The organism is Burkholderia sp. DN3021 (genome assembly GCF_049805555.1).
Lineage (GTDB): Bacteria > Pseudomonadota > Gammaproteobacteria > Burkholderiales > Burkholderiaceae > Burkholderia > Burkholderia pyrrocinia_C.
Genome location: NZ_JBNCAB010000010.1, coordinates 1 through 26,301, shown reverse-complemented (window position 1 = coordinate 26,301; position 26,301 = coordinate 1). Strand labels below are relative to the sequence as shown.

The 26,301-nt window shown below is 67.7% G+C and carries 24 protein-coding genes; 10 read left to right on the top strand and 14 right to left on the bottom strand.

Going from position 1 to position 26,301, the window contains the following annotated elements:
• Positions 1-17: 17 nt before the first annotated feature.
• The 3 genes from ACPUER_RS07950 to ACPUER_RS07940 all read right to left on the bottom strand — a co-directional run bounded on the left by ACPUER_RS07950 (position 18) and on the right by ACPUER_RS07940 (position 3,610).
• Positions 18-2,396 (bottom strand): MCP four helix bundle domain-containing protein, encoded by a 2,379-nt coding sequence (locus tag ACPUER_RS07950; protein ID WP_425130794.1) that lies wholly within the window; start codon positions 2,394-2,396, stop codon positions 18-20.
• 567 nt (positions 2,397-2,963) lie between these two features.
• On the bottom strand, positions 2,964-3,371 hold the full coding sequence (locus ACPUER_RS07945) for a type II toxin-antitoxin system VapC family toxin (RefSeq protein ID WP_425130793.1): 408 nt from the start codon (positions 3,369-3,371) through the stop codon (positions 2,964-2,966).
• Positions 3,368-3,610, bottom strand: coding sequence for an antitoxin (locus ACPUER_RS07940; RefSeq protein WP_072436899.1), 243 nt, complete (start codon positions 3,608-3,610; stop codon positions 3,368-3,370). Before ACPUER_RS07940 ends, ACPUER_RS07945 begins: the two co-directional genes overlap by 4 nt.
• A gap of 261 nt (positions 3,611-3,871) precedes the next feature.
• Here ACPUER_RS07940 and ACPUER_RS07935 point away from each other — a divergent pair, with 261 nt between their 5' ends.
• Positions 3,872-4,555, top strand: a complete 684-nt coding sequence (locus ACPUER_RS07935) for an alpha/beta hydrolase (protein WP_425130792.1) — start codon at positions 3,872-3,874, stop codon at positions 4,553-4,555.
• 50 nt (positions 4,556-4,605) lie between these two features.
• Here ACPUER_RS07935 and ACPUER_RS07930 read toward each other — a convergent pair whose 3' ends face one another.
• Entirely contained in the window at positions 4,606-6,111 is a 1,506-nt protein-coding gene (locus ACPUER_RS07930) for an amino acid permease (RefSeq protein WP_425130791.1), read from the bottom strand.
• A gap of 103 nt (positions 6,112-6,214) precedes the next feature.
• Complete coding sequence (gene aspA / locus ACPUER_RS07925) at positions 6,215-7,621, bottom strand: aspartate ammonia-lyase (protein ID WP_425130790.1); 1,407 nt, start codon at positions 7,619-7,621, stop codon at positions 6,215-6,217.
• Between the two features lie 142 nt (positions 7,622-7,763).
• On the opposite strand from aspA, the gene ACPUER_RS07920 reads away from it, so the two are divergent.
• Complete coding sequence (locus tag ACPUER_RS07920; RefSeq protein WP_175958822.1) at positions 7,764-8,738, top strand: LysR family transcriptional regulator; 975 nt, start codon at positions 7,764-7,766, stop codon at positions 8,736-8,738.
• A gap of 108 nt (positions 8,739-8,846) precedes the next feature.
• Here ACPUER_RS07920 and ACPUER_RS07915 read toward each other — a convergent pair whose 3' ends face one another.
• The 5 genes from ACPUER_RS07915 to ACPUER_RS07895 all read right to left on the bottom strand — a co-directional run bounded on the left by ACPUER_RS07915 (position 8,847) and on the right by ACPUER_RS07895 (position 13,331).
• Positions 8,847-9,911, bottom strand: a complete 1,065-nt coding sequence (locus ACPUER_RS07915) for an asparaginase (RefSeq protein WP_425130829.1) — start codon at positions 9,909-9,911, stop codon at positions 8,847-8,849.
• Between the two features lie 296 nt (positions 9,912-10,207).
• Positions 10,208-10,531 carry a hypothetical protein gene (locus ACPUER_RS07910; protein WP_204422694.1) on the bottom strand — a complete coding sequence of 108 codons (324 nt, stop codon included), beginning with the start codon at positions 10,529-10,531 and terminating at the stop codon, positions 10,208-10,210.
• Between the two features lie 121 nt (positions 10,532-10,652).
• Positions 10,653-11,675, bottom strand: a complete 1,023-nt coding sequence (locus ACPUER_RS07905; RefSeq protein WP_175958819.1) for a DUF2891 domain-containing protein — start codon at positions 11,673-11,675, stop codon at positions 10,653-10,655.
• A gap of 19 nt (positions 11,676-11,694) precedes the next feature.
• Positions 11,695-12,645, bottom strand: a complete 951-nt coding sequence (locus ACPUER_RS07900) for a DUF979 domain-containing protein (protein WP_072436502.1) — start codon at positions 12,643-12,645, stop codon at positions 11,695-11,697.
• Positions 12,642-13,331 carry a DUF969 domain-containing protein gene (locus ACPUER_RS07895; RefSeq protein WP_034179849.1) on the bottom strand — a complete coding sequence of 230 codons (690 nt, stop codon included), beginning with the start codon at positions 13,329-13,331 and terminating at the stop codon, positions 12,642-12,644. The genes ACPUER_RS07900 and ACPUER_RS07895 overlap by 4 nt, the downstream gene beginning before the upstream one ends.
• Positions 13,332-13,675: 344 nt before the next feature.
• Between ACPUER_RS07895 and ACPUER_RS07890 the strand changes: the two genes are divergently transcribed.
• Positions 13,676-13,900, top strand: a complete 225-nt coding sequence (locus ACPUER_RS07890) for a hypothetical protein (protein WP_072436500.1) — start codon at positions 13,676-13,678, stop codon at positions 13,898-13,900.
• 49 nt (positions 13,901-13,949) lie between these two features.
• On the opposite strand, the gene ACPUER_RS07885 is transcribed toward ACPUER_RS07890, so the two are convergent.
• Positions 13,950-14,399, bottom strand: a complete 450-nt coding sequence (locus ACPUER_RS07885) for a hypothetical protein (protein ID WP_244137175.1) — start codon at positions 14,397-14,399, stop codon at positions 13,950-13,952.
• A 329-nt stretch (positions 14,400-14,728) separates the two neighbouring features.
• Here ACPUER_RS07885 and ACPUER_RS07880 point away from each other — a divergent pair, with 329 nt between their 5' ends.
• Together ACPUER_RS07880 and ACPUER_RS07875 are read left to right on the top strand one after the other, a co-directional pair.
• Positions 14,729-15,733 (top strand): chemotaxis response regulator protein-glutamate methylesterase, encoded by a 1,005-nt coding sequence (locus ACPUER_RS07880; protein WP_425130789.1) that lies wholly within the window; start codon positions 14,729-14,731, stop codon positions 15,731-15,733.
• Positions 15,734-15,791: 58 nt separating this feature from the next.
• Positions 15,792-16,859 carry a diguanylate cyclase gene (locus ACPUER_RS07875; protein WP_425130788.1) on the top strand — a complete coding sequence of 356 codons (1,068 nt, stop codon included), beginning with the start codon at positions 15,792-15,794 and terminating at the stop codon, positions 16,857-16,859.
• 22 nt (positions 16,860-16,881) lie between these two features.
• Here the strand turns inward: ACPUER_RS07875 and ACPUER_RS07870 are convergent, their stop codons facing one another.
• Positions 16,882-19,131, bottom strand: coding sequence for a putative bifunctional diguanylate cyclase/phosphodiesterase (locus ACPUER_RS07870; RefSeq protein WP_425130787.1), 2,250 nt, complete (start codon positions 19,129-19,131; stop codon positions 16,882-16,884).
• A gap of 208 nt (positions 19,132-19,339) precedes the next feature.
• Positions 19,340-20,233 carry a LysR substrate-binding domain-containing protein gene (locus tag ACPUER_RS07865; RefSeq protein ID WP_175958815.1) on the bottom strand — a complete coding sequence of 298 codons (894 nt, stop codon included), beginning with the start codon at positions 20,231-20,233 and terminating at the stop codon, positions 19,340-19,342.
• Between the two features lie 196 nt (positions 20,234-20,429).
• Between ACPUER_RS07865 and ACPUER_RS07860 the strand changes: the two genes are divergently transcribed.
• Positions 20,430-21,068 carry a hydrolase gene (locus ACPUER_RS07860; protein WP_175958814.1) on the top strand — a complete coding sequence of 213 codons (639 nt, stop codon included), beginning with the start codon at positions 20,430-20,432 and terminating at the stop codon, positions 21,066-21,068.
• A 199-nt stretch (positions 21,069-21,267) separates the two neighbouring features.
• Positions 21,268-21,990 (top strand): haloacid dehalogenase type II, encoded by a 723-nt coding sequence (locus ACPUER_RS07855; RefSeq protein WP_425130786.1) that lies wholly within the window; start codon positions 21,268-21,270, stop codon positions 21,988-21,990.
• Positions 21,991-22,057: 67 nt separating this feature from the next.
• On the opposite strand, the gene ACPUER_RS07850 is transcribed toward ACPUER_RS07855, so the two are convergent.
• A complete protein-coding gene (locus tag ACPUER_RS07850) occupies positions 22,058-23,017 on the bottom strand; it encodes a LysR family transcriptional regulator (protein ID WP_425130785.1) in 960 nt (319 codons plus the stop codon).
• Positions 23,018-23,174: 157 nt separating this feature from the next.
• Here ACPUER_RS07850 and ACPUER_RS07845 point away from each other — a divergent pair, with 157 nt between their 5' ends.
• The 3 genes from ACPUER_RS07845 to ACPUER_RS07835 form a co-directional block, all read left to right on the top strand.
• On the top strand, positions 23,175-24,494 hold the full coding sequence (locus ACPUER_RS07845) for an MFS transporter (RefSeq protein WP_425130784.1): 1,320 nt from the start codon (positions 23,175-23,177) through the stop codon (positions 24,492-24,494).
• A gap of 124 nt (positions 24,495-24,618) precedes the next feature.
• Positions 24,619-26,145, top strand: a complete 1,527-nt coding sequence (locus ACPUER_RS07840; RefSeq protein ID WP_425130783.1) for a CoA-acylating methylmalonate-semialdehyde dehydrogenase — start codon at positions 24,619-24,621, stop codon at positions 26,143-26,145.
• A gap of 15 nt (positions 26,146-26,160) precedes the next feature.
• On the top strand, positions 26,161-26,301 hold a 141-nt coding region (locus tag ACPUER_RS07835; RefSeq protein WP_425130828.1), incomplete at its 3' end, for an NAD(P)-binding domain-containing protein.

Below are 26,301 nucleotides of genomic sequence, written 5' to 3'. Positions count from 1 at the left end.
CCTGCACGATCACGCCATCACTCCGCTGCGCCGACGTCTGCAATGCGCTCGTGCGCGGCGCCGTGACCGGCACCGTCCGCCGCGAAGCGCGCGGGCAGCGACACGATCGTCTCGAACGCGCGATACGGCGCGCCGACGCGATCGTCGGTGAAGCGCAGCGCGATGTCGCCGCCGTCGCGCTTCAGGAAGTTGCGCACCGCGTCCATGCCGACGCCGCGCCCCGACACCTCGGTTACCGCGCGCGCGGTCGAGAAGCCCGGCCGGAAGATCAGCTCGGCCACCGCTTCGTCGGTGAGCGCCGCTTCGTTGCCGGCATCGATCCACTCGCGCTCGCGCGCGATGCCGCGAATCCGGTCGAGCGCGAGGCCGCGGCCGTCGTCGCTCAACACGAACCACAACTCGCCGCCGCCGACGCCGACCGCGATGTCGATCGTGCCGGACGCCGCCTTGCCGGCCGCGCGCCGCTCTTCGGACGACTCGATCCCGTGGTCGATCGAGTTGCGCAGCAGGTGCATGAACACGTTCTTCAGCGTCGCGCCGATCTCGCTGCGCACGCGATGGCCGTGGCTGTCGATATGCACGACGGGCGCCGGCTTGCCGAGTTCGGCCGCGAGCGACGGCAGCGACTCGATCACGCCGCCAAGCGTGTCGCCGATGCCCTGCGTGCCGAGCTGGCTCAGCATGCGGCGCACGGCATCGCGTGCCGCCTGCCAGTCGGCCGCGTTCGCCGGATCGGCGCCGTCGAGTACGCGCAGGCTTTCGCTGATGTGCGCGCGTTCGACCATCAGGTAGTCGGTGCCGCCCTGCGCCGGTTCGCCGCTGCGGCCGAGCGTGACCGCGTTGATCGTCGCGTAGCGTTCGACGGCCTCGCGCACGCGGGCCAGGTCGTCCATCAGCGCATCGCGGTTCCACTCGGGGCCGCCGTCCGCGCGGCGCAGCGATTCGTATGCCTGCTCCGCTTCGTGGACGATGTTCGTCAGGTGCTGCAGGCTGTACGTGCGCGCATTGCCCTTGATCGTATGCATGTTGCGGAACAGCGCCGCGACGATCGAATGATCGGCGCGCTCGTGCTGGCGGATCATCCGCTCGTTCTCGCTAAGGAAGCCCTTCGCGCTGTGCACGAAGTCATGGAACTTGTCCTGGCTGATCGACAGGATCTCGCCGATCATCTCGAGGCGGCGCTGCTGCTCGCCGGCCTGCGCGGTCAGCTCGCGAATCTCGGTCACGTCGCGCACGCACAGCATCAGGCGCACGACCGTATCGGTCTCGTCGGTGATCGCAGACCAGCTCAGGTCGAGCCATTTCTCGCGGCCGTCCGGCATCCGCTTCGCGACTTCGTTGACGAGCAGGTGCGCGTTGAATTCGAAGTTCATGCTGTCTTCGCCGAGGCACGCGTGCACGGCCGCATCGACCTGCGAGCGCGCGTCGGCGCCGATCGCCGAATCGTCGAACACGAGCGCCATCAGGTCGCGGCCGGCGATGTCGTTCGTCTCGAAGATGGTTTCGAGGTACGCCGAATACTCCGCATGCACGACGCCGCCTTCGACGACGGTCAGGATCCCCTGCTGCATGTTCTGCAGCATCGCCTGGATGTCCGCCGTCTTCTGCTTGAGCTGCGCGGCGTTCTCCTGGATCTTCTCGATCATCCCGTTGAACGCGACGATCGAATGGCCGATCTCGTCCATCCGGCCCACCGGCACGCGGCGCGTGAAATCCTGGCTCGTCGCGATCTCGCTCATCATCGTCTGCATCCCGATCAGCGGACGCGTGATCTGGCGATACAGCACGAAGCCGAGTGCGGTCAGCAGCACGATCACCGTGCCCGCGACGCCCGCGATCGCGGTTGCCGTCGTCGCGAGCATCCCGTTCAGCGCGCTGACCGCGTCGTCCTTCTGGCGGTTCTTCTCGACGCGCAGCGTGTCGACGATGCTTTCGAGTTCGTCGCGATACTGCGCGACGTTCGCGAACAGGTAGGCCTGCGCCATCTCGGCCTTGCCGTCGGCCTTCATCTTGACGGTGTCGTCGATCGCCGCGAAATAGTTTGCGGCGCTGTCCTTCGCCTGCGCGACGAGGCCTTCCTGCGCGCGGCCGACCGCAGATTTCGCCTGCGCGTCGAGCGCGGCGCGCAGCGCGGCCTGCTTCGCCTTCAGCTCGTCGCGCGCCTGCGCGGCGGTATTCTCGTCGGGCGCGTAGACGAGCGTCATCGTCGCGATCTGGATGTTCTTCACCTCGGCGACGAGATCGGCCGACGCGAGCGCGCTCGGCACGATGCCCTGGGTAACCTGGCGCACCTCGGACGCGCTCTTGCGCGTCTGGTACACGGCATAGATGCCGATCGCGGACAGCGCGAAGAACGTCAGGACGACTAGCAGCGTAATGCGATGACGGATGGTCATGAGTACAGCTCCCCGCAGCGATCCGGCTTCGACCGCCCATTGGTCTATTGAAAGAATATGAGCGGCAAATTATCGGGGATGGTGTATGACTGTCCGATGACCGTTAATCATTCGATCATTGAGGAAATTGGAATGATTAATTACGGCCGGAAAAAGCTAAAGTTCTTTGCGGGTTTGCCGTTAACACCCGACCACCAACGCTGCGGAGTTTGCCGAATCGGCGGAGTAACGGATATTCATTGTTTTATTCGCGTTCCGCCCAATCGATTTTATTGAATAACGGTAAAACGTTTGCGCATTATCGTGCGAGTCGATTCATTGCCGCCCCGTCACGCGGAAAATACAGGATGCGATGCGCGGGCCCGCGCCGGCCGTCACGATCACGCGCTCGGAACCGACCGCCTGCCCCGATGCCTTCACGTGTTCGCGCGCGTTCAGGCACGGCGCATGGCGCGGCGCGGCGCCGTAAGACGAACGCGCCGCGCTCGCAGGCAGGATCGCATGCGGGTAGCGAGCCGGATTCAGCGCGGAGGAATCCGTTCCGGTCGCTGCATGACTGCAATGCGGTCAGTTTTCGTGCGCGCCTGCGAGCCAATCCTCGATCTGCAGCTCCGGGACTCGCTCGAATTCGCGCATGTCATGCGTGACAAGCACCAGCCGCCGCGCACGCGCCTGCCCTGCGATCAATGCATCATATGGGCCGATCGGTGTTCCTGCCGCGGTCAAATGCGCACAAATTTCGCCGGCATGCTGAGCATCTTCCGCGTCGAACGACACGACCTCGAACTGAAGCCCCTCCACGCGCGCCAGATTGGCTGCCACTCGCTGACTTTTGTAAGCTCCGTAATAGAGCTCATGCGCGACGATCGCCGGAATTCCGAAGTCCGCCGGTCGATGCGCACGCAGCCTGGCCAGCATGGCCGGCTCGCCTTTGAGAATGGCGATTACCGCGTTGGTATCCAGCAGAAACTTCATTCAAACACGTCCAGTCCCGGGCGCTCTTGAACGTCCGGCTGGGTTGTTGCAGCGGCCTCGAAGTCGGCGTCGACCGGGCCGATCAGCGGTGTCAGCCATGCCCAGTCTTGCGGCACCGGCTCGAGAATGACGGACGCCCCGTGGCGGCGAATCCGAACCTCGGTCGTCTCGAAGCGGAAATCCTTCGGCAGCCGGACGGCCTGCGATCCGCCATGCTTGAAGATCTTGGCAATATCCATCTTCACGCCCCCACGTATCTACAAAATGTATCTATTTTATCAACTAAGCGTGAGGATGACGAGTCGTCCGATCGGCCTGTTGTCGGTGGGTATTTCGGCCATCGCGCCGCGCGTCGCGCGTCGCGATATCGGCAATCCGTCCCCGACATGAACCGCGGCCGGATTCGTTCCCGCCAGGAAACAATCAATCGCCACCCGACGATTCACCTCCCAGTCTGCACGCTCTAGACTGTCGCATCGTTCCCTTTCCGGACCCACGCGATGACCGACGCCCTGCCGCTGACCACCAATCCCGATTCGGGCCTCCAGTACCGGCTGCGCCCGGCTGCCGGCCGCCCCGCCGCCCACCTGTTGCTGCTGCATGGCGTCGGCGGCAACGAAACCAACCTGCTGAACATTTCCGATGTGATCGATCCGCGCATCGAGATCGCGTTCGTGCGCGGCCCGCTGACCTTCGGGCCCGACCAGCACGCGTGGTTTCCGGTGCGCTTCGGCCCGAACGGCCCCGAAATCGACGCGGCCCGCGCGGACGCCAGCCGCCTCCAGTTGATCACGCTGCTGCGCGCCTTCCGTGCGCAGGACGGCGCAGGCTCCGCGCTGCCGGCCGTGATCGCCGGCTTCAGCCAGGGCGGCATCATGAGCGCGAGCGTCGGCCTCACGTCGCCGGCCGACGTCGCCGCGTTCGCCGTGCTGTGCGGCCGCATCCTGCCGGAAATCGATCCGCTGATCGCGCCGCGCGATGCGCTTCGCCCGTTGCACGCGCTGATCGTGCACGGCCGCTTCGACGACAAGCTGCCCGTCGCATGGGCCGACACCGCCGATGCAAAACTCACGGCGCTCGATGTCGCACACGACACGCGGCTGTATGCGGCCGGGCACGAACTGACTCAGGAAATGGCCGCCGATTTCGGCCGATGGGTCGGCGAACGCACCGGATTGAACTGATCGCACCGGTAAAGCCGGCCCGCGAACGGACCTGCCCCCGGCGCGCACCGTCACGCGTTCTGTGCAGGATCTGCGACGACGCGCACGGCCGCGGGTGCGGCAACCGCCCGCTCACGCTCGGCACCGCGCTTCGCGAGCTTCCAGCCGATTACCAATGCGAGCACGACAACCGGAATCGTCGCGACGGTCCACGTACCGCCCGGGTAGTCGAACGCCATCAGCACCAGCACGCCGACGAGGAATGCGAGCGTGAGCCACGAAGTGAACGGCGCGCCGGGCATCCGGAACGACACGGCCTTCAGCTCGCCGCGCTCGACCGCGCGGCGGAACAGGATCTGGCTCATCACGATGAAACCCCACGTCGTGATGATCCCGAGCGACGCCATGTTCAGCACGATCTCGAACGCCTGGGCCGGCACGATGTAGTTCAGCGGCACGCCGATCGCATTGATCGCGACCGTGATCAGGATCCCGCCGTACGGCACGCCGCGCGCGTTCATCCGCGACACGAAGCGCGGCGCCGACCCGCCCATCGCGAGCGAGCGCAGCACGCGCCCCGTCGAATAGAGGCCCGAATTCAGGCTCGACAGCGCGGCGGTCAGCACCACGACGTTCATCACCGTGCCGACGTACGGCACGCCGAGCTTGCCGAAGAACGTGACGAACGGGCTTTCGTGCGCGCTGTATGCGGTCCACGGCAGCAGCAGCGTCAACAGCACGACCGAACCGACGTAGAACAGCGCGATGCGCCACATCACGCCGTTGATGGCCTTCGGCAGCACCTTGCGCGCATCGGCGGTCTCGCCCGCCGCGACGCCGACGAGCTCGATGCTCGCATACGCGAACACGACGCCCTGCACGATCAGCACGGCCGGCAGGATGCCGTGCGGAAAGATCCCGCCGTGATCCGCGACGAGGTGAAGCCCCGTCATCTGCCCCGCGACCGGATGGCCGCTCGCGAGGAACACGGCGCCGACCGCGAGGAACACCGCGAGCGTGCCCACCTTGACGAGCGAGAACCAGAACTCCATCTCGCCGAACACCTTCACGCCGATCATGTTCATCACCGACACGATCCCGAGCGCGCCGAGCGCGAATACCCACTGCGGCACGTCCGTGAACACGGCCCAGTACTTCATGTAGATCGCGACCGCGGTGATGTCGACGATGCCGGTCGTCGCCCAGTTCAGGTAGTACATCCAGCCCGCGACGAACGACGCGCGCTCGCCCATGAACTCCCGCGCATACGACACGAAGCTGCCGCTGGTCGGCCGGTGCATCACGAGCTCGCCGAGCGCGCGCATGATCAGGAACGCGAACACGCCGCAGACGAGATACACGAGCGCCAGTGCCGGCCCCGCGCTTTGCAGGCGCCCGCCCGCGCCGAGAAAGAGGCCGGTGCCGATCGCACCGCCCATCGCGATCATCTGCACGTGCCGCGGCTTCAAATGCTTCGCATAACCGGCTTCGTGCGACGCGAACATCGCGTCGGGATCGGCATGACGGGAATCCGCGCCGCCGGCCGTATCGGCCGGCCGCTCGCTGGTGTGTTTCATGTTGTGTCTCCGTTTATTGATGTGTCGCGCCCCGCTCCGGGGCGCTTTTTGAACGGCCGCGCGCAGGCCGCCGGCGGCACGCGCCGGCGCCGCGCGGCCGGTGTCAAAGCGCGCGCGGCCGGATCAGCGCTTCGGGTTGCAGCGCGTCGTCCAGTTGCGCTTCGGTCATCAACTGGTGATCCAGCACGACCTCGCGGATCGACTTGCCGCTCTCGTGCGCCTCGGCGGCCACGGCGGTCGCGCGCTTGTAGCCGATATACGGGTTCAGCGCGGTTGCAAGCGCGACCGAGCGCTCCATCGTTTCGCGCAGCCGCTCGGGATTCGCGGTGATCCCGCTCACGCACCGCTGCGCGAGCGTCGTGCATGCGGCCGTCAGGTGGCTGAAGCTGCGGAACAGCGCGCTGGCGATCACCGGCTCGAATGCGTTGAGCTGAAGCTGTCCGGCCTCGGCGGCGAAGGTCACGGTCAGGTCGTTGCCGAACACCTCGAACGCGACCTGGTTGACGACTTCCGGGATCACCGGATTCACCTTGCCGGGCATGATCGACGAGCCGGCCTGCACGGGCGGCAGGTTGATCTCGCCGAACCCCGCGCGCGGGCCGCTCGACAGCAGCCGCAGGTCGTTGCAGATCTTCGACAGCTTGACGGCGATCCGCTTGAGCACGCCCGAGACCTGCACGAACGCGCCGCAATCCTGCGTCGCCTCGATCAGGTTCGGCGCGGTGCTCAGGTCGAGCCCGGTGATGCGCCGCAGCGCCGCCAGCGCCTTCTCCGCATACTGCGGATGCGCGGTGATCCCCGTGCCGATCGCGGTCGCGCCCAGATTGATCTCGCGGATCAGCCAGCCGGCTTCCTGCAAGCGCGCAATGTCTTCCGTCAGCATCACCGCGTACGTCGAGAATTCCTGGCCGAGCGTCATCGGCACCGCGTCCTGCAACTGCGTGCGGCCGAGCTTCAGCAGGCCCGCGAACGCGTCGGCCCGCTCCGCGAACGCATCGCGCAGGCGCGCCATCGCGTCGAGCAGGTGCTCGACCGCGAAGCACGTCGCGACCCGGATCGCGGTCGGGTACACGTCGTTCGTACTCTGCGCGAGATTGACGTGCTCGTTCGGATGCAGATATTCGTACTGCCCGCGCGCGTGCCCCATGATTTCGAGCGCGCGGTTGCAGATCACCTCGTTCGCGTTCATGTTGGTCGACGTGCCGGCCCCGCCCTGGATGACGTCGACGACGAACTGGTCGTGCAGGCGCCCTTCGCGGATCTCGACGCATGCGGCGGCGATCGCATCGCGATACGGCTTCGGCAGCAGCCCGAGCTCGCAGTTGGCGTCGGCCGCGGCTTCCTTCACGGCCGCGAGCGCCATCACGAGGTACGGCAGCGTCGCGATACTGCGGCCGGAAATGTCGAAATTCTCTTTGGCGCGCAGCGTGTGTACGCCGTAGTAGGCCGCATCCGGAATGCTTCGTTTGCCTAAAAGATCCGCTTCGACGCGGAAGCCGTTTTCTGCCATCGTGCCCCTCCTGGGTGTCTCGTGCCGCTCGTCGTGCGCCGCTTCCCGACGCGACGGGTTCGCATTCTATGCCTTTGCAAAAACAAGCTCGCCTCTGTATTATCGAAAGCGGTTTTGCGTGGGACGCAACAGCGAGAATCGGATGAAAAAAGGCGTGAGAGAGACAGGCATCGATCACCTCGGCGCGATGCGCGCGTTCGTGAGAGTGGTCGAAACGGGGAGTTTTTCGGCGGTCGCGAAGGAGATGCACGTGTCGACGTCGACCGTCGCGCGCAAGGTGACGGCGATCGAGGAAACGCTCGGCGTCGCGCTGCTGCACCGTTCGACGCACAGCGTGACGCTGACCGAGGCCGGCCACATCTACCTGGAGCGCGCCATCACGCTGATCGCCGATCTCGACGACACGCTGCGTGTGGTCGCCGAGCTGAATGCGCAGCCGAGCGGCCCGCTGAAGCTCACCGCGCCGGTCGCGTTCGGGCGCCGTCACCTCGCGCCGCTGATCGCGCCGTTTCTCGCGCGCTACCCGACGATCCAGCTCGACGTGCGGCTCACCGACAACCACAACGACCTGGTGGCCGGCGGCTTCGATCTCGACATTCACGAGGGCGAGAACTACCTGGACAACCTGGTCGTCCACCGGCTGTCGCGCAACGACAGCATCCTGTGCGCAGCGCCCGGCTATCTCGATCGCTACGGGCGCCCGTCGGCGCCGGACGACCTGAAGCACCACAACTGCCTGCGCTACGTGCACCCGGAAGGCGATCCGCGCTGGGATTTCGTGCACGGCGACGCGCGGCACAGCGTGCTGCCGGCCGGCAATCTCGTCACCGACCATTCGGAGCTGCTGCTCGAAGCGACCTGCGCGGGGCTCGGCATCGCGGAGTTCGAGATCTGGCTGGTGCGCGACCTGCTCGCGAGCGGGCAACTCGAAGCCGTGCTGCCGCGCTACCGGCTGCAGAACCGGCTGACGGGCGAATTCATCTACATCGCGTATCTGGCGAACCGGCGCAGCTCGGCGAAGCTGCGCGTGCTGAAGGATTTTCTCGCGGAACATCTCGCGCAGATCGGCGAACTGTCTGACGTCGAGCTGGCGAAGATTCGCGGCGCGCGCGCGTAGCGCCCGCGTTGGCGTTCGCGTTCGCGTCGATCAGCCAGCGGGCGGGCGCCGATGCGCACGGCCCGGTTCGCGGGCCGGCGGCATCGGTGATCGGTGCAGGGACGACGCTCAGGCAAGCTGCAATTCGAACGGAAACGTGGCGTGCCCGATCTCGACGCCCTGCGTATTGAGCATCCGCGGCCGGTGGAAGCCGGCCAGTTGCGCGCGCTGCGCGGACGTACCGATCTGCAGCCGCTCGAGAATCTCGCTGACGACCATGTAGAGCACGTCGAGATTGCCGTCCTCGATCTTCACCGAGATCCCGAGCGCGCCGTCGGCGCCGAGCCGCCGCGTGTTCTCCGATGCACGCACGCCGAGCCCGTAGCACGCATCGGCGCCGAGCTTGCCGACCACCTGCCCGTCGAACGCGTTCATCAGCACCGTGCAATAGCGCCCGTCACCGGCGACCAGTTCCGGATGCGCCGTCATCGCACGATGAATGCGCGCCAGCGCGCGAACGCGATCGCCGATCTCACCGCCGCCCGCTTCCACCGTGTCCGCTCCGTCGGCCAGCGATGCGTAAAGTCGCGCCAGCCGATCCAGCGAAAACGCCGGCGTCGGCAGGTTGCACCCGTCGATCGCCCAGTCGACTTCGTCGTCGCGCAAGCCGCACGCATCGGCCACGACATGCTTCACGCGCACCTGCATCGGATGATCGGGCAGATGGTAATCGGCCATCGCGGCGCCGATCGCCTGCGCGCCGGCCAGCATCCCGACGTGCTTGCCGGAACAGTTGCTGCACACGCCGGTCGGCGTGTAGTCGCGCTTGATCCACGACCGGTACACCGCGTCGGACAACGGCGGATGGCCACCGCACCGCAAATCCGATTCGTGCGCGGCGACCTTGGCGAGCATCGCCCGCGTGCGTTCGATGTGCCGGTCCTCGCTGCTGTGCGACGCGCACATCAGCGCGATGTCCGCATCGTCGAAGCCGAAGCGCTCGGGCGCGCCCGTCTCGATCACCGACAGCGCCTGGGCCGGCTTGGCCGCCGAGCGCGCCAGCGTCATCCGGAACGGATCGCCGAACCGGGCCAGCAACCTGCCGCTTGCATCCACCACCGCCACATGGGCGACGTGCGTGTTCTCGATCGCATTGCCGCGGTACGTGACGACCGCTGCGCGTTGGATCTCCATCGTGTCCTGCCTCCTCCTTGCTCGGGCCTGGCTGCCGGGGCCCGTCCAACCGGTACGGAAGTGTATCGAGTCGTCGCCGCCGCGCGCCGGCTGGGCAATGGAAAGCGGTGTTGCATGCCACGCAAAGGCAACCTCGTTGTGACAAGACCTGACCGATTGATTCAGCACAAAATCATTCAAATTCATTTCTGTTGGCGCACACCATTCCGGGACGCACGCCGATGCCGACGGCGCAGACATACGCGCGAACCTGCCCGCGCGCCGCCAGGATGATGCGGCCGCACACGTTCGCACGTTCACGCGAGGTGGTAGCGCAGCCAGAAGGTCTCGCGACATGCGTTGTCGAACGTCAGCCGCGACGGGCTGATCGGCTGTGCATCGGGATGGCGGAGCACGTCGTAGTCGATCCAGCATTCGGCGCACAGCAGGTCGGACGGCGCGCGGTCCTGCTCGACCGAGCGGCGCACGATCGCGCCGTTGTCGAAACGGTATTCGGTTTCGTCGCGCACGACCTCGACATCGTCGTCGGTCCAGCGGTCGTGCGACGTCGCATGCGACACGATCGACACGGGCCCTGCGAGCCCGTGAATCGCGGCGATGTAGGAAATGAGCTTGTGCATGGCGAAGAGGCGAACTGGCGGATGGCCGCTTCGCGAGATGAATGCGGCGCGAAGCGGACCGAGCGGCGAGTATAGCCGCGCGCCGATGACCTTGCCGCCGGCGGGGTTCCGCTCTCGCGCGCTACGCTTCCAGCGCAAGCAACGCGAACGTCGCGAGCCAGTGCTCGCCCATGTAATCGCCGGCCACGTGCGCGAGCGCGCTCGCGAGATGCCGGCCGGCCGCGTCGAGCAGCTTCGCGCGTCGCGCATCGCCTTCCCGCAGCGCGCCGGCAAGCGCACGCTGGCACCACGCGCGGCTCAGGTTCAGCCCGTCGAGGTGCGCGATCTTGCCGTCGCTGCGGTCGCTGACCGTCGCCGGCTCGAACAGCGTCGCCGGCTCGCCGTGCGCGAGATCCGGCAAAAAGCGCGCGAACCAGCCGTCGAATTCGGCTGCCGGCAGCACGCGCCGCATCAGCTCGGCTTCCATCAGCGCGGGCGACAGGAATTCGTCGCCCGACGGCTCCCACGCCTGGCATGCGACGTCGTCCAGGTGCCAGCGCTTCGCGGTGTCGACGATCAGCGCCGCGAGCCCGTCGCGCTGCGTGTCGCGCGCGAAGTCGAGCGTGAGCGCCAGCGCGAACGCGGTGTTGAAGTGCGTGCCGACGCGCAGCGGATAGGTCGCTTTCGGCAGGAAGGTCTCGAAGCGCGACACGAACAGGTCGGTGAGCGGCGCCATCGTCTTCGCCCAGCGCGCGGCCTGCGGCAGCACGCCCTTCAGCGCGAGCCGCTCGAGTTGCGCGGACAGCGCGAGCAGCCACGCCCAGCCGTACGGCCGCTCGAAGCCGCTGTTGTGCGGCAGCGCGAGATACGCGCGCTCGCCGGCGACATTCGCGTCGGTGAAGTGCGCGTCGACGATCGCGACGATGCGCTCGGCCTCCGGCAGCGCCGGATAGCGTTCGAGCACGCGCAGCACGAGCCAGTAGCCGTGCACGCACGAGTGCCAGTCGTAGCTGCCGTAGAAGATCGGATGCAGCGCGCGCGGCCCCTGCACGTCGTGCGGACCTTCGAGCGAATGCGTGAGCTTGTTCGGATATTCGCGGGTCAGGTGCGCGAGCGCGAGCGACGCGAATTTCGACGCGAGTTCGGGCGTGAGTCGATCGGTCATGAGGATCTCGTCCATCGAGTCAGAAGCGGAATACGAATGCATACATCAGCAGCGTGTTCACGGCCAGCAGCAGCACGGCCGTCGGCCATTGCGCCTTGATCACGCCGTTCTTGTCCTTCAGTTCGAGCAGCGCCGCCGGCACGACGTTGAAGTTCGCGGCCATCGGGGTCATCAGCGTACCGCAGAAGCCGCTCAGCATCCCGATCGCGCCGACGATCGCCGGGTTGCCGTGGAACTGGTGGACGATCAGCGGCAGGCCGATGCCGGCCGTCATCACCGGGAACGCGGCGAAGCCGTTGCCCATGATCATCGTGAACAGCGCCATGCCGACCGTGTAGGCCGCGACGACCGCGAACGGCGAATCGATCGGCACCCAGTCCTTCACGAGCCCCGACACCACGCCGCCGACACCGGCGAGCGCGAACAGCGCGCCGAGCGCCGCGAGCATCTGCGGCAGGATCGCGGCCCAGCCGACCGCGTCCATCGTGTGGCGCGCTTCCTTCAGCGCATGGACGGGCGAATCGCGCAGCATCGCGAGCGCGACGACGAACGCGACGATCGTGCCGAGCACGAGCGAGATCAGCGTCACGCTCTTCGGGTCGACGAACGGCACGCGCTTCAGCGCGAACGTGCCGATCAGCGTGACCACCGGAATCAGCAGCGCAGGCAGGAACAGCCGGTTGCCGAAACGCTGCGCGAGCGACTCGCGCCGCACGGCCGCCGCTTCGCCGGCTTCGTCCGACTTGCCGCGCCCGAGCTTGCCCGAGCCGGCGATCACCGCGAGCCCGATCGCGAGGCAGCCCGTCACGAAATGCGGCAGCAGCGCGCCGAACAGGAACGTGACCGCGTAGATCGCCCAGAACGCGAAATTGACGACGCGCCGCGGGTTCGTGCGGTCCGTCAGGTTGAAGCACGCGAACGCGGCGAACATCAGCCCGGCGAGCGTGTACAGCGATTCGAGGCCGATCATCGCGCGCCCTCCTGCGCCAGCAAGCCGCAGCCGCGCGCGAGCCGGCGGTCGAGCAGCGCGAGGCGCGTGCAGTGGATCAGCAGCGCGGCGATCGCGGTCGGGATCGCCCATACCGACAGGTGCAACGGCTCGACGACGATCCCGTTCTGTTCGAGAAAGCCCTTGATCAGCAGGATCGACTGGATCGCGATGAAGATGTCCTCGCCGAAGAACACGGCGATGTTGTCGACGCCCGACGCGTGCGCGCGGATCTGCTGGCGCACCGACTCGGGCAGTTCGCCGTGCCGGTCGACGGCGGCGGCCTCGGCCATCGGCGCGATCAGCGGCCGCACCATCTGCGCATGGCCGCCGAGCGACGTGAGGCCGAGCGCGGCCGTCGCCTGGCGCAGCACGAAGTACAGCATCAGCACGCGGCCCGTGGTCGCCGCCTGCACGCGCGAGATCATCCGCTTCGCCTGCTCCTTGAGCCCGTTGCGCTCGAGCAGCGCGATCACCGGCAGCGTCAGCCAGATGAGGCCCATGTAGCGGTTTTCGGTGAACGCCTTGCCGAACGCGCTGACGATGTCGACGAGATTCAGCCCGCCCGCCAGCCCCGTCGCGAGCCCCGCGATCGTGACCACCAGCAGCGCATTGAAGCGCAGCGCGAAACCGATCACGACGATCGGCACCCCAATCAGCACCAGCATTGCTCCTCCTTGTGTTGGACGCGCGGCGCCTTTGCAGCGGCCGCCTGCCCGGTTTGGACCGGGCTCTGACCGCGAAATCTAACACGAGACTTTATCGATAAAAAGTCGACGATTTGCCGGTTCGGGTAAACGTTGAAGCATGCGGACACCGTGCACAGGCCATATGTCGGCGGCGTTTCATCAGATGAATCGATCGTCGGTCGGGCGGCGCGGCCGCACGCGTTGCGGCATGCGCTTCCCCGCATTCGCGCGGCCGGCGGCAGCCGGCACGCTCCGCCGCGCGTGGCGGAGCCCCGGTGCGCCGACTAAACTGGAAAGCATCTGCAACGTACGGGAGAGCCGCCATGATTGACGTATTCCAGACCATCGGCAGCCGCGCGTTCTCCGCTCATCTGGCGAAGGACGGGATGGTCACGCTGATGGAACAGCGCAATGAAGTCGACCGCGTGACGCTCGCGACCGCCTATGCCGCGCTCGTCGAGGAGGCCGAGCAGGAATCCGACCTGCTCGACGCGACGGTCGAAGGGATGATGCGCGCGCTGATCCAGGGGTACGCGCGCAGCCATTGACGGCGCGGCCGCGCATCCGGTGCGCGGCCGGGTGCGCGGTTGCGACCGGCTATGCGGCCGGCGTGCCGGCGCCCGCGCCGAACCACCGGCCCGCGCGCAGTTGCCCGTGGTCGGCCCGCGTGAAGATCCTCAGCAGGTTCGATACGGCGCCGTTGCTGTCGCGATCGAGCTGCGCCAGGAACGCTTCGACCTCGTCGCGGCCGGCAAACAGGATCGTGCTGAAGTAGCGTTCGCGCTCGGCGTCGGACAGGTTCGTCGCGCGCAACTGGTACGGATGATGAAGCGCCGCGAACAGGAAGTAGTAGCGCTCGGCGTCGTCGCGCAGCACGCGCACCGCGTCGGGCTCGACCGGAAACTCGCGGTAGAACGACGCGTGCCCGCTCTCGATGTCGATCCGGTACAGCAACCGGCCATCGCGTTCGATCACGACCGGCGCGTATGGGTCGCGGCTGACGAGCGTGGTGTCGGGCGCAGCCATCCGGTTCTCCTCGTTCTTCATGTCGAAGCCGGCACGGTAACATGCGTCCTTCGGCGGCCTGCCGTGCCGAGATCGCATGGCCCCGGCATGCACGACTGCGCCGCCCCGGTTCCGTTACCGCCGGAAACGCCGCACCGTCATCGTCATAGAGGAAACGTACTGGAACAGCACCATGCGCAAATTTTTCGATTGCCGCCGCCCGCGCCGCATGACAGCATTCGGGGCGTCGCCAACCGAAAAAGAATACCGCGCCGCCGGCCACCGATGCCGCCCGGCGGCGCCGAACAGGCAGCCCCTTCCATGAACCCGGCCCATATCCAACATTACGAACCGACCGGAGAATTCCGCTTGTGAACATCGGCATCGTCAACGACCTCCCGCTTGCCGTCGAGGCGATGCGCCGCGCGATCGCGCGTCGGCCCGAGCACCGCGTGCTGTGGGTCGCGACCGACGGCGCGCAGGCCGTCGAACTGTGCGCCGCGCAGCCGCCCGACGTCGTGCTGATGGACCTGATCATGCCGAAATTCGACGGGATCGAAGCGACGCGGCGGATCATGCGATCCGAACGACCGTGCGCAATCCTGATCGTGACGAGCTGCATCGGCGCGAACGCGTGGCGCGTGTACGAAGCGATGGGCGCCGGTGCGCTCGACGCGGTCGACACGCCGCGGCTCGGCGATGGCGCGGCCGGCGATACGACCAGGTTGCTGCTTGCGAAGATCGACCAGATCGGCCGCCTGCTCGATGCGCCCGGCGGCACGCGCATTGCCGGCGCGGCCACCCGCGCCGGCGGCGGCCCGCTGGTCGCGATCGGCGCATCGGCAGGCGGCCCCGGCGCGCTCGCGTCGATCCTCGGCGCCCTGCCGGCCGATTTCAGCGCGCCGATCGTGATCGTGCAGCACGTCGACCGCGCATTCGCCGAAGGCATGGCGCAATGGCTCGACGGCCAGACGCCGCTCGCCGTGCGCGTCGCACGCGAAGGCGACCGCCCGCAGCCTGGCGTCGCGCTGCTCGCCGCGACCGACGATCACCTGCGGATCACGCGCGCCGGCACGCTCGAATACACGCGAGAGCCGGCCGCCACGCCGTATCGGCCGTCGGTCGACGTGTTCTTCAACAGCCTGACCGAGCACTGGCCCGGCCGCGCGATCGGCGTGCTGCTCACCGGGATGGGGCGCGACGGCGCGATCGGCCTGAAGGCGCTGCGGATGAAGGGCTGCCATACGATCGCGCAGGACGAGGCGACGAGTGCCGTGTACGGCATGCCGAAGGCGGCCGCGACGCTCGGCGCGGCGCGCGCGATCCTGCCGCTCGGCCGCATCGCGGGCGAGCTGGCGGCGCTCGCGCGAATCTGATCCCGACGATGAACACGCGCAACACCCATGCCTGCCCTTGCAACAACCCGCCTCGATCATGACTAGCGACCTGACTCGCCCGCCGGGCGGCCCGCATACGCCGCCCGTCGACGTGCCGGCAATGGTGCTGCTGGTCGACGATCAAACGATCGTCGCGGAAGCCGTGCGACGCGCGCTCGTCGACGAGGAAGGCATCGACTTCCACTACTGCCCGCGCTCGGACGACGCGATGGCCACCGCGATCGAGACGCGGCCGACCGTGATCCTGCAGGACCTCGTGATGCCCGGCACCGACGGGCTGATCCTCGTGAAGACGTACCGCGCGAATCCGGCGACGCGCGACGTGCCGATCATCGTGCTGTCGACGCAGGAAGAGCCCGTGATCAAGAGCGCCGCGTTCGCGGCCGGCGCGAACGACTACCTCGTGAAGCTGCCCGATCGCATCGAGCTCGTCGCGCGCATCCGCTACCACTCGCGCTCGTACATGAACCTGCTGCAGCGCGACGAGGCCTATCGCGCGCTGCGGCAATCGCAGCAGCAGCTGCTCGAGGCCAATCTCGAACTGCGGCGCCTCACGCACTCGGACGGGCTGACCGGGCTGTCCAATCGCCGCTATCTCGACGAATACCTGGCCGCCGAATGGCGGCGCGGCACGCGCGAGCGCAGCGAGCTGTCGCTGCTGATGATCGACGTCGACAATTTCAAGCTGTACAACGACACGTACGGGCACGTGTCGGGCGACAGCGTGCTCAAGCAGATCGCGTCGACCATCGAGCGCTGTCTCGGGCAGTCGGGCGATCTCGCCGCGCGCTTCGGCGGCGAGGAATTCGCGGTCGTGATGCCGGCCACGTCGCCGGGCGCCGCGCGGCTGCTCGGCGAGAAGATCCGTCTCGCGGTCGAGGCGCTGCGGCTGCGGCACGCGCATTCGTCGACGGGCAACACCGTGACGATCAGCATCGGCGGCGCGAGCATCGTGCCGGCGCCCGGCCTGCCGACGACCGTGCTGATCGAGGCCGCCGACCGCGCGCTGTACCGTGCGAAGCACGAAGGCAAGAACCGCGTCGAGATCGATGCGTCGGCACCGCCGCCAGGCGCCGGCGGTTTCGGCGCGCCGCGCAACGACTGAGCCCGCACTCCGCACTCCGCGCTCACGCGGCGCCGAGCCGGCGCGCGTAGTCGTTCGCTTCGAGCGGGCGGCTGAACAGGTAGCCCTGCTGCATGTCGCAGCCGATCTGCTGCAGGAACCTCGATTGCGCCTGCGTCTCGACGCCTTCGGCCGTGACCTTCATCCCGAGCGAATGCGCCATCGCGACCACCGCCTGCGTGATCGCGACCGAATCGTGATGATCGGGCACGCCCGACACGAACGAACGGTCGACCTTCAGGTTGTGCAGCGGAAAGCGCTTCAGGTACGCGAGCGACGAATAACCTGTGCCGAAATCATCGACCGAGATCCGCACGTTCATGTCCGTGAGCGCTTCGAGCATCGGCAGCACGGTGTCCGTGTCGTTCATCAGCAGTCCTTCCGTGATCTCGAGCTCGAGCGCGGACGGATCGAGCCGCGTTTGCGCGAGACAGCGGCCGACCGATTCGACGAGCCCTTCGTGGAACTGCCGCGGCGACAGGTTCACGGCCAGCATCAGGTCCGGCGCGATCGTACGGCGCCATTCGGCCATCTGCCGGCACGCGGTTTCGAGCACCCACTGGCCGATCGCGACGATCAGCCCCGTATCTTCGGCGACCGGGATGAATTCCGCCGGCGACATCGGCCCGAGTTCGGGGCTCGTCCAGCGCAGCAGCGCCTCGGCGCCGACCGTGCGGCCGCTGCGCGCATCGACGACGGGCTGATACGCGAGGCGCAGCATGTCCGACGCGAGCGCGCGCCGCAGCGACTGCTCGATCGCGAAGCGGCGCTGCAGCCGCAGGTTGAGCTGCGCGGTGAAGAACGTGAAGTGGTTGCGGCCGTGCTGCTTCGCGTCGTACATCGCCGAATCGGCATTGCGCATCAGCGTGACCGCGTCGCCGCCGTCGCGCGGCGCGACGCTGATCCCGATCGACACGCCGAGCCAGTACTCGTTGTTCGCGATCGCGAACGGCTTCGCGATCGCGTCGATCACCTCGCGCGCGAGCACCGCGAGACGGTCGGGATCGTCGCAGTCCTCGACGAGGATCACGAACTCGTCGCCGCCGACGCGCGTGAGCGCGTGCCGGCCGCCCGCGCAGGCCTCGAGCCGCGCCGCGACGCTGCGCAGCAGCGCGTCGCCCGCGTCGTGACCGGCCGTGTCGTTGACCTTCTTGAAGCCGACGAGATCGATGAACAGGATCGCGACGCGCGCGGGCCCGGCCGCCGCATCGCGCTCGCCGAACAGTTCGCGCATGCGGTCGCCGAGCCAGCGGCGGTTGTAGAGGCCCGTCAGCGCATCGCGCGTCGCCATGTAGCGCAACTGCTGCTGCGCTTCGCGCACCGGGCCGATGTCGTTGAACGACACCAGCACCGAGTCGGCCTGCGTCTCGCCCGGCTTCACGATCGGCACCGCGTTGCCGCGCACCCAGATGACGTCGCCGTCCGCGAGGCCGAAGCCGACCGTGTAGCCGAGCAGCGGCGTGGCCGTCACGAGCGCGAGCCGGCTCGGCCAGTCGTCCGGCGCGATCGGCGTGCCGTCCTCGCGCAGCTTGCGCAGGATCACCGTCGACAACCGGCGGCCGACGAGGTCGCCCCTCACGCGCATCATCCGGTTCGCGCTCGGGTTGCTCGCAATCACGACGCCGTCGCGCGACACGACGAGGATTCCTTCATTCAGGCTGTTGACGACGAGCCGGTGATGTTCCTCGCTGCGCGCGAGCTGCCGCACCATCCGGTCCTGGTGAACCGCGAGGCCGACGCTGTTGCCGATATCGCGCAACAGTGCGGCTTCCTCGTCGCTCGGCCGGCGCGGCGTGCGGTGATAGACGGCGAACGCGCCGAGCACCGCACCTGCCTCGTCGAGGAACGGCACCGACCAGCACGCGCGCAGGCCCAGCGGCAACGCGACGGAGCGGTAGTCGGCCCACAGCGGATCGGTTTCGATGTCCTCGACGGCGATCATCCGGCGTTCGTACATCGCCGTGCCGCATGAGCCCGCGGCGGGCCCGATCGACGCGCCGTCGATCGCGGCGCTGTACTGCGCGGGCAACGACGGCGCCGCGCCGACACGCACGTGCACGCCGTCCGCATCGAGCAGCAGGATCGTGCACGACGCGCCGTCGCCGAGCAAAGTCTCGGCGCGCCGGCAGACTTCGATCAACAGTTCCGGCAGCGGTGTGTTGCGCGTGATCAGCCTCAGCACGCTCTGCTCCGACGCGAGCACTTCCGCGGCGAGCCCGAGGCTGTAACGAGAACTTTGCGGTTCGGTATTCAAGTTGAATCCTGCCGTCTGTCCGATCGGGTCTGATGCGCCCGATTCGTTTTCGATCCTTCGTGCCGTTTTCGCTCCGGGTTTACGCCGATGCCCGGTGAGCCCCGTTTGCGCGTCGAGCCAGCGCGCGCCGAAATGTATTTAACACCAATCCGTGACACCCCGCGCGTCCGCGCGCATCAGGGCTTACGCGCGGTTGATGCGCCGCCCGTCAATCCTTCCGGATGTGTTCGGCCAGGAAGTCGATCAGCAGGCGTACGCGCGGCAGCAGCCCGCGCCGCGACGGAAATACCGCGTGCATCACGCCGCCCTTCGGCGCCCAGCCGGGCAGCACGTCGACCAGCGTGCCGTTGCGCAGGTCGTCCTCGACGACCATGCACGGCAACTGCACGATGCCGACGCCGTGAATCGCCGCGTCGCGCAGCGCATGCATGTCGTCGGTGATGAAGCGCGGATGATGGCGCAACTGCGCGTGCTCGCCGTTCGGCCCGACCAGTTGCCACACGTGATGCCGCGCCGGCCCCCAGTCGAGGCTCGCTGCGCCGGCCAGCTCGGCCGGGTCCGACGGCGCGTCGCGCCCGTTCAACCATTGCGGCGCGGCCACCAGCCGCTGCGGGCTGTCGCCGAGGATGCGCATCACGAGATCGCTGTCCTCCAGCGGCGGAAAGCGCACGCGCAGCGCAAGGTCGAACCCTTCGCTCAGCAGGTCGACGCGGCGGTTGGTCGCCTCGAGATGCACGTGCACCTGCGGATGGAGCACCATGAAGCGCGCGACCAGTTCGCTCACGCGATATTCGAGCAGCGCGGTCGGGCAGCTCACGCGGACGATGCCGCGCGGCTCCGCGTGCCGCCGCTCGATCACCTCGCGCGCGGCGTCGGCCTCGACCAGCACGGCGAGGCAGCGCTCGTAGAATTCGCGCCCGGTTTCCGTCACCGTGAAATGACGCGTCGTGCGTTGCAGCAGCCGCACGTCGTACTTCGCCTCCAGCGCCGCGATACGCCGGCTCAGCGTCGATTTCGGAACATCCAGCGCGCGCCCGGCCTGCGTGAACCCGCCATGCTCGACCACCTTCACGAAATAGTAGAGGTCGTTCAGGTCATCCATGATTGTTCCACTCATAGAACACTGACGGCATTTTAAGGGACTGGAACGCCGGTTGTTGCATGAATAGCATCCTGTTTCGACTTGGATCGACGTTGTCGCGGCGGCCGGGATTTTTTCCGGTCGGCTGCCTCGGCCACCGACGATTCACCAAGCTCGGAGCTCCCCCTCACTTCCTGCACTGTCTCTGGAGGCAACCATGGCAAGCGAACCGATTCGCGACCCCGCGAATGACCACCTGCTCACCCCGCAGAATGCGGCGTTCATCGTCATCGACTACCAGCCGGTCCAGGTGAACTCCATCGCGTCGATGGATCGCCAGCTGCTGATCAACAACATCGTCGGCGCGTCGAAGGCGGCCGTCGCGTACGACCTGCCGATCGTCCACTCGACCGTCAACGTGAAGACCGGCCTGAACAAGCCGCCGATCCCGCCACTGCGCGCGGCGCTCGAGGGTTATCCGACCTACGACCGCACGAGCATCAACTCGTGGGAAGACGTCGAATTCCGCAAGGCCGTCGAGGCGACCGGCCGCAAGAAGCTGATCATGACCGCGCTGTGGACCGAAGCGTGCCTGACGTTCCCGGCGCTCGACGCGCTGAAGGCCGGCTACGAGGTGTACGTGGTCGTCGACGCGGTCGGCGGCACGTCGGTCGCTGCGCACGAAGCCGCGCTGCGCCGCATCGAGCAGGCCGGCGGCCGGATGATCAGCGTCGCGCAACTGTTCTGCGAGCTGCAGCGCGACTGGGCGCGCAGCGCCACCGCGCCGGCGTTCGTGAACCTGTTCATCGAAACCGGCGGCACGGCCGGCATCCAGTTCTCGTACGACAGGAGCTGACCGGCCCGGCGCGCGCGGCCGCCGGTGTTTTCCGGCCGGCGGCCGCGCCCTTGCCCCCGTTCCAGCAGCCCCCGGAAGCCATCGCGGCCCCGCCAAGCCGCGTTTTCGTATCCGTGATTCAATGTCGATCGAACCGGCGTCGCGCATTCCGGCGGCACGGCGATGTGTGTCCTCATCGAACGACCTTCACTGGATCACCATGACGAACCCTGCCGAAATCAAGGCGCTCGTTTTCGATGTCTTCGGAACGATCGTCGACTGGAGAAGCGGCGTCGCACGCGGCGCCGCCGCCTTTCTGGAACGCCACGCGCCGGCGCTCGATCCGTTCGAGTTCGCCGATGCGTGGCGCGCCGAATATTCGCCGTCGATGGAAGAAGTCCGCAGCGGGCGCCGCCGCTACGTGCGGCTCGACGTGCTGCATCGCGAGAACCTCGTGCGCACGCTCGACCGCTACGGGATCGTCGACGTGCCCGACGCCGACATCGACGCGCTCAACCTCGCATGGCACAGCCTCGACCCGTGGCCCGACGCCGTCGCCGCGCTGCACCGGCTGAAGCGGCGCTTCATCATCGCGCCGCTGTCGAACGGCAACATCCGGCTGATGGTCGACGTCGCGAAACGCGCGGGGCTGCCGTGGGACGCGATCCTCGGCGCGGAAGTCGTCCGCGCGTACAAGCCGTCGCCGCAGGTGTACAGCGACACGGTCGAGATTCTCGGCGTCGCGCCGGCCGAGCTGTGCCTGGTCGCGGCGCACAACGGCGATCTCGCCGCCGCGCGCCGGCAGGGGCTGTCGACCGCGTTCGTGCTGCGCCCGACCGAACACGGGCCCGGCCAGACGACCGACCTGGAAGCCGACGAAGCATGGGACTTCGACGTCAAGGACCTGAACGAACTCGCGGATCGGCTCGGTTGCCCGGGTTGAATGCCGGCTGCGCGGTTCGCCCCTTCGCCGCGAGCGCCGCGCGAATCGCCGTCGCTTCCGTCACCGGCTAATCCGGCTCGCCGACGAATTTCAACGTCCCCGACGCCCCCATCAGCAATTCCCGGTTCGCCTCCGCCGCCGCGCGCAGGTAATCCCACAGCGCGGTCACGCGGCGCAGCTTGCGCAGATCCTCGCGGCAGGTCAGCCAGAAGCACCGCGTGACGACCACGTCGTCCGGCAGCACCGGCACCAGCGCCGGCTGCGTGGCCGCCATGAAGCACGGCAGGATCGCGAGCCCGCCGCCCTGCAGCGCCGCGAAATATTGCGCGATCACGCTCGTCGTGCGCAGCCCGGCCGTCGCGCCCGGCACGGCGCGGTCCAGGTACAGCAGCTCGCTGCTGAACGCGAGATCGTCGACATAGCTGATGAACGCGTGCCGCGCGAGATCGTCGGTGCACGCGATCGGTGCATGGTTCGCGAGATAGTCGCGCGTCGCGTAGAGCCGCAACTGGTAGTCGCACAGCTTCGTGAACACGTAAGGCCCGCGCTCGGGCCGCTCGAGCGTGATCGCCAGGTCGGCCTCGCGCTTCGGCAGGTTGACGAAATGCGGAACCGGCAGCAGGTCGACCGTCACATGCGGATGCGCGGCGCGAAACTGCGCGAGCTGCGGCGCCAGGAAAAAGCAGCCGAACCCTTCGGTCGACCCGATCCGCACGTGGCCCGACAGCGCCTCGCCGGTGTTCGCGACCTGGTCGCATGCGGACTGCACGGTCGTCTCCATCGCGTCCGCATACGCGACGAGCCGCTGCCCTTCGGCCGTCAGCGTGAAGCCGCCGGAGCGCGACTTGTCGAACAGCAGCGTGCCCATCGCGGCCTCGAGCGCGCGAACGCGCCGCGCGACGGTCGTGTAGTCGACCCCGAGCCGCTTCGCGGCGCCGCTCGCGCGCTGCGTGCGCGCGACTTCGAGGAAGAAGCGCAGGTCGTCCCAGTTCAGGTTGCCGGAAACCGGCTCGGTGGCATGTCGCATCGGCGTGGAAAAAAGGGCTGGAGTCTCCGGGCCGGCCGTCGATATGCAGAAATGCACATCCAACCGGTTTCTTTGTCGGTACATCATGAATCTGCGCATAACTATACTCGACCGTGACCTGCGGACCACGAGCCGCGGCACCCACCACGGAGACACCATGCAGACCCGATCCACCCTCGATGAGCATGCGACAGTCGCGACGCCGGCTCCCGCCCGCACCGCGAAGCACTACCTGCTGGCCGGCTGGGCCAGCATGGCCGGCACGACGATCGAGTGGTACGACTTCTTCCTCTACGGCACGGCCGCCGCGCTCGTGTTCAACCGCATCTTCTTCCCGTCGCTGGACCCCGTCGTCGGCACGCTCGCCGCGTTCGGCACGTTCGCGGTCGGCTTCATCGGCCGGCCGATGGGCGGCATCGTGTTCGGCCACTTCGGCGACCGGATCGGCCGCAAGTCGATGCTGATGATCACGCTGCTGCTGATGGGCGTGCCGAGCATGATCATCGGGCTGATCCCGTCGTACGACAGCATCGGCTACTGGGCGGCCGCGCTGCTGATCGCGATGCGCTTCCTGCAGGGGATGGCCGTCGGCGGCGAATGGGGCGGCGCGGTGCTGATGGCCGTCGAACACGCGCCGAAGGGCCGCAAGGGGCTGTTCGGCAGCCTGCCGCAGACGGGTGTCGGGCTCGGCCTGATCCTGTCGTCGCTCGCGATGGCCGCAGTGGCCGCGCTGCCGGAAGCCGACATGCTGTCGTGGGGCTGGCGCGTGCCGTTCCTCGCGAGCATCGCGCTCGTCGGCCTCGGCTGGTTCATCCGCGCGAAGGTGCCCGAGTCGCCCGACTTCGAGAGGATGCAGCGCCAGGGCAAGGCCGAGAAGTCGCCGGTGACGGCCGCGCTGCGCCGCCATCCGCGCGAGGTGCTGACGATCGTCGGCGCGCGCGCCGCCGAGAACACGTGGTTCTACATGGTCGTCACGTTCGCGCTCGCGTACGCGACCCAGCAGCTTCATCTGCCGAAGGCCGAGATGCTGCACGCGATCACGGCCGGCGCGGTGCTGTCGCTCGTCACGATGCCGCTGTGCGGCCACCTGAGCGACCGCATCGGCCAGCGCCGGATGTTCGCGATCGGCCTCGTGCTGATGTGCGCGTTCGCCGCACCGTTCTTCATGATGCTCGGCACGCAGCAGACCTCATACGCATGGTGGGCGATCGTGCTCGGCCTCGGCGTCGTGTTCCCGGTCCTCTATGCGCCGGAATCGCTGCTGTTCGCGCAGCAGTTCCCGGCGGAAATCCGCTACAGCGGCCTCTCGCTGTCGGTGCAGCTCGCCGGCGTGATCGGCGGCGGCTTCGCGCCGATGATCGCGACGTCGCTGCTGAAGGCCGGCGGCGGCCAGCCGCATTACGTGATCGCGTACCTGGTCGGCTTCGGCGGGTTCGCGCTCGTGTGTACCGCACTGATGCGGCCGCCGCGCCCCTGAGCACGCCGATCGAGATCCAATCGACTTCAGTTTTGTCCTGCTGTCCGTCGTGCGTGCACGTGCCCGTGCGGCGGACGCAGGCCCACCTTTTCATCGCAACACCGCTTCCTTCCCGGAGAGTTCCATGAACGCCGCAGTTCCCCAGACCACCCTCGCCCTGCCCACCGCCAAGCTGCTGATCGACGGCGCGTTCGTCGAATCGCAAAGCACCGAATGGGGCGACATCGTCAACCCCGCGACGCAGGAAACGATCGGCCGCGTGCCGTATGCGACGCTCGACGAGATCGACGCCGCGATCGCGTCCGCGCAGCGCGCATTCCAGACGTGGAAGACGACGCCGATCGGCGCCCGGCTGCGCATCATGCTGAAGTTCCAGGATCTCGTGCGCCGCAATCTCGAACGGATCGCGCACACGCTGACGGCCGAGCAAGGCAAGACGCTGCCCGACGCGCAGGGCGACATCTTCCGCGGCCTCGAAGTGGTCGAGCACGCGTGCTCGATCGGCACGCTGCAGCAAGGCGAATTCGCGGAGAACGTCGCGGGCGGCGTCGATACCTACACGCTGCGCCAGCCGATCGGCGTGTGCGCGGGCATCACGCCGTTCAACTTTCCCGGGATGATTCCGCTGTGGATGTTCCCGATGGCGATCGTGTGCGGCAACACGTTCGTGCTGAAACCGTCGGAGCAGGACCCGCTGTCGACGATGCAGCTCGTCGAACTCGCGATCGAGGCCGGCGTGCCCAAAGGTGTACTGAACGTCGTGCACGGCGGCAAGACGGTGGTCGACCGCCTGTGCACGCACCCGGACATCAAGGCGATCTCGTTCGTCGGCTCGACGCGCGTCGGCACGCACGTGTACAACCTCGGCAGCCAGCACGGCAAGCGCGTGCAGTCGATGATGGGCGCGAAGAACCACGCGGTGGTGCTGCCCGACGCGCACCGCGAGCAGACGATCAACGCGCTCGTCGGCGCGGGCTTCGGCGCGGCCGGCCAGCGCTGCATGGCGACGTCGGTCGTCGTGCTCGTCGGCCAGGCGCGCGACTGGCTGCCCGAGCTCGTCGAGAAGGCGAAGGCGCTGAAGATCAACGCCGGTCACGAGCCGGGCACCGATGTCGGGCCGGTCGTGTCGAAGGCCGCGCATGCGCGCGTCACCGCGCTGATCGACGAAGGCGTGAAGGCCGGCGCGAGGCTCGAACTCGACGGCCGCAACGTGACGGTGCCCGGCTACGAGCGCGGCAACTTCGTCGGCCCGACGATCTTCTCGGGCGTGACGACCGACATGTCGATCTATACGGAAGAAATCTTCGGGCCGGTGGTGGTCGTGCTCGAAGCGGACACGCTCGACGAAGCGATCGCGCTCGTCAACCGCAACCCGATGGGCAACGGCGTCGGGCTGTTCACGCAGAGCGGCGCGGCCGCGCGCAAGTTCCAGAGCGAGATCGACGTCGGCCAGGTCGGCATCAACATCCCGATTCCGGTGCCGGTGCCCTACTTCAGCTTCACGGGCTCGCGCGGCTCGAAGCTCGGCGATCTCGGCCCGTACGGCAAGCAGGTCGTGCAGTTCTACACGCAGACGAAGACGGTCACCGCGCGTTGGTTCGACGACGATGCGACGGCCGGCGGCGTGAACACGACGATCGCGCTGCGCTGATTGAGGGACTCGCACATGGAAATCGCATTCATCGGGCTCGGCAACATGGGCGGCCCCATGGCCGCCAACCTGCTCAAGGCCGGCCACGCGCTGACGGTGTTCGACCTCGACGCGAACGCGGTCGACGCCGCGGTGCGCGCGGGCGCGGCGGCGGCC

Coding starts and splice junctions, on each gene's coding strand:
- ACPUER_RS07900 (WP_072436502.1), bottom strand. CDS start 12,645: ATGATCGGCCTCGAATCGCTGTACACGCTCGCCGGGCTGATGTTCGCC.
- ACPUER_RS07850 (WP_425130785.1), bottom strand. CDS start 23,017: ATGCGACATGCCACCGAGCCGGTTTCCGGCAACCTGAACTGGGACGAC.
- ACPUER_RS07950 (WP_425130794.1), bottom strand. CDS start 2,396: ATGACCATCCGTCATCGCATTACGCTGCTAGTCGTCCTGACGTTCTTC.
- ACPUER_RS07875 (WP_425130788.1), top strand. CDS start 15,792: ATGACTAGCGACCTGACTCGCCCGCCGGGCGGCCCGCATACGCCGCCC.
- ACPUER_RS07865 (WP_175958815.1), bottom strand. CDS start 20,233: ATGGATGACCTGAACGACCTCTACTATTTCGTGAAGGTGGTCGAGCAT.
- aspA (WP_425130790.1), bottom strand. CDS start 7,621: ATGGCAGAAAACGGCTTCCGCGTCGAAGCGGATCTTTTAGGCAAACGA.
- ACPUER_RS07895 (WP_034179849.1), bottom strand. CDS start 13,331: ATGCTGGTGCTGATTGGGGTGCCGATCGTCGTGATCGGTTTCGCGCTG.
- ACPUER_RS07920 (WP_175958822.1), top strand. CDS start 7,764: ATGAAAAAAGGCGTGAGAGAGACAGGCATCGATCACCTCGGCGCGATG.
- ACPUER_RS07935 (WP_425130792.1), top strand. CDS start 3,872: ATGACCGACGCCCTGCCGCTGACCACCAATCCCGATTCGGGCCTCCAG.
- ACPUER_RS07905 (WP_175958819.1), bottom strand. CDS start 11,675: ATGACCGATCGACTCACGCCCGAACTCGCGTCGAAATTCGCGTCGCTC.
- ACPUER_RS07855 (WP_425130786.1), top strand. CDS start 21,268: ATGACGAACCCTGCCGAAATCAAGGCGCTCGTTTTCGATGTCTTCGGA.
- ACPUER_RS07910 (WP_204422694.1), bottom strand. CDS start 10,531: ATGCACAAGCTCATTTCCTACATCGCCGCGATTCACGGGCTCGCAGGG.
- ACPUER_RS07845 (WP_425130784.1), top strand. CDS start 23,175: ATGCAGACCCGATCCACCCTCGATGAGCATGCGACAGTCGCGACGCCG.
- ACPUER_RS07890 (WP_072436500.1), top strand. CDS start 13,676: ATGATTGACGTATTCCAGACCATCGGCAGCCGCGCGTTCTCCGCTCAT.
- ACPUER_RS07945 (WP_425130793.1), bottom strand. CDS start 3,371: ATGAAGTTTCTGCTGGATACCAACGCGGTAATCGCCATTCTCAAAGGC.
- ACPUER_RS07860 (WP_175958814.1), top strand. CDS start 20,430: ATGGCAAGCGAACCGATTCGCGACCCCGCGAATGACCACCTGCTCACC.
- ACPUER_RS07930 (WP_425130791.1), bottom strand. CDS start 6,111: ATGAAACACACCAGCGAGCGGCCGGCCGATACGGCCGGCGGCGCGGAT.
- ACPUER_RS07915 (WP_425130829.1), bottom strand. CDS start 9,911: ATGGAGATCCAACGCGCAGCGGTCGTCACGTACCGCGGCAATGCGATC.
- ACPUER_RS07940 (WP_072436899.1), bottom strand. CDS start 3,610: ATGGATATTGCCAAGATCTTCAAGCATGGCGGATCGCAGGCCGTCCGG.
- ACPUER_RS07885 (WP_244137175.1), bottom strand. CDS start 14,399: ATGAAGAACGAGGAGAACCGGATGGCTGCGCCCGACACCACGCTCGTC.
- ACPUER_RS07840 (WP_425130783.1), top strand. CDS start 24,619: ATGAACGCCGCAGTTCCCCAGACCACCCTCGCCCTGCCCACCGCCAAG.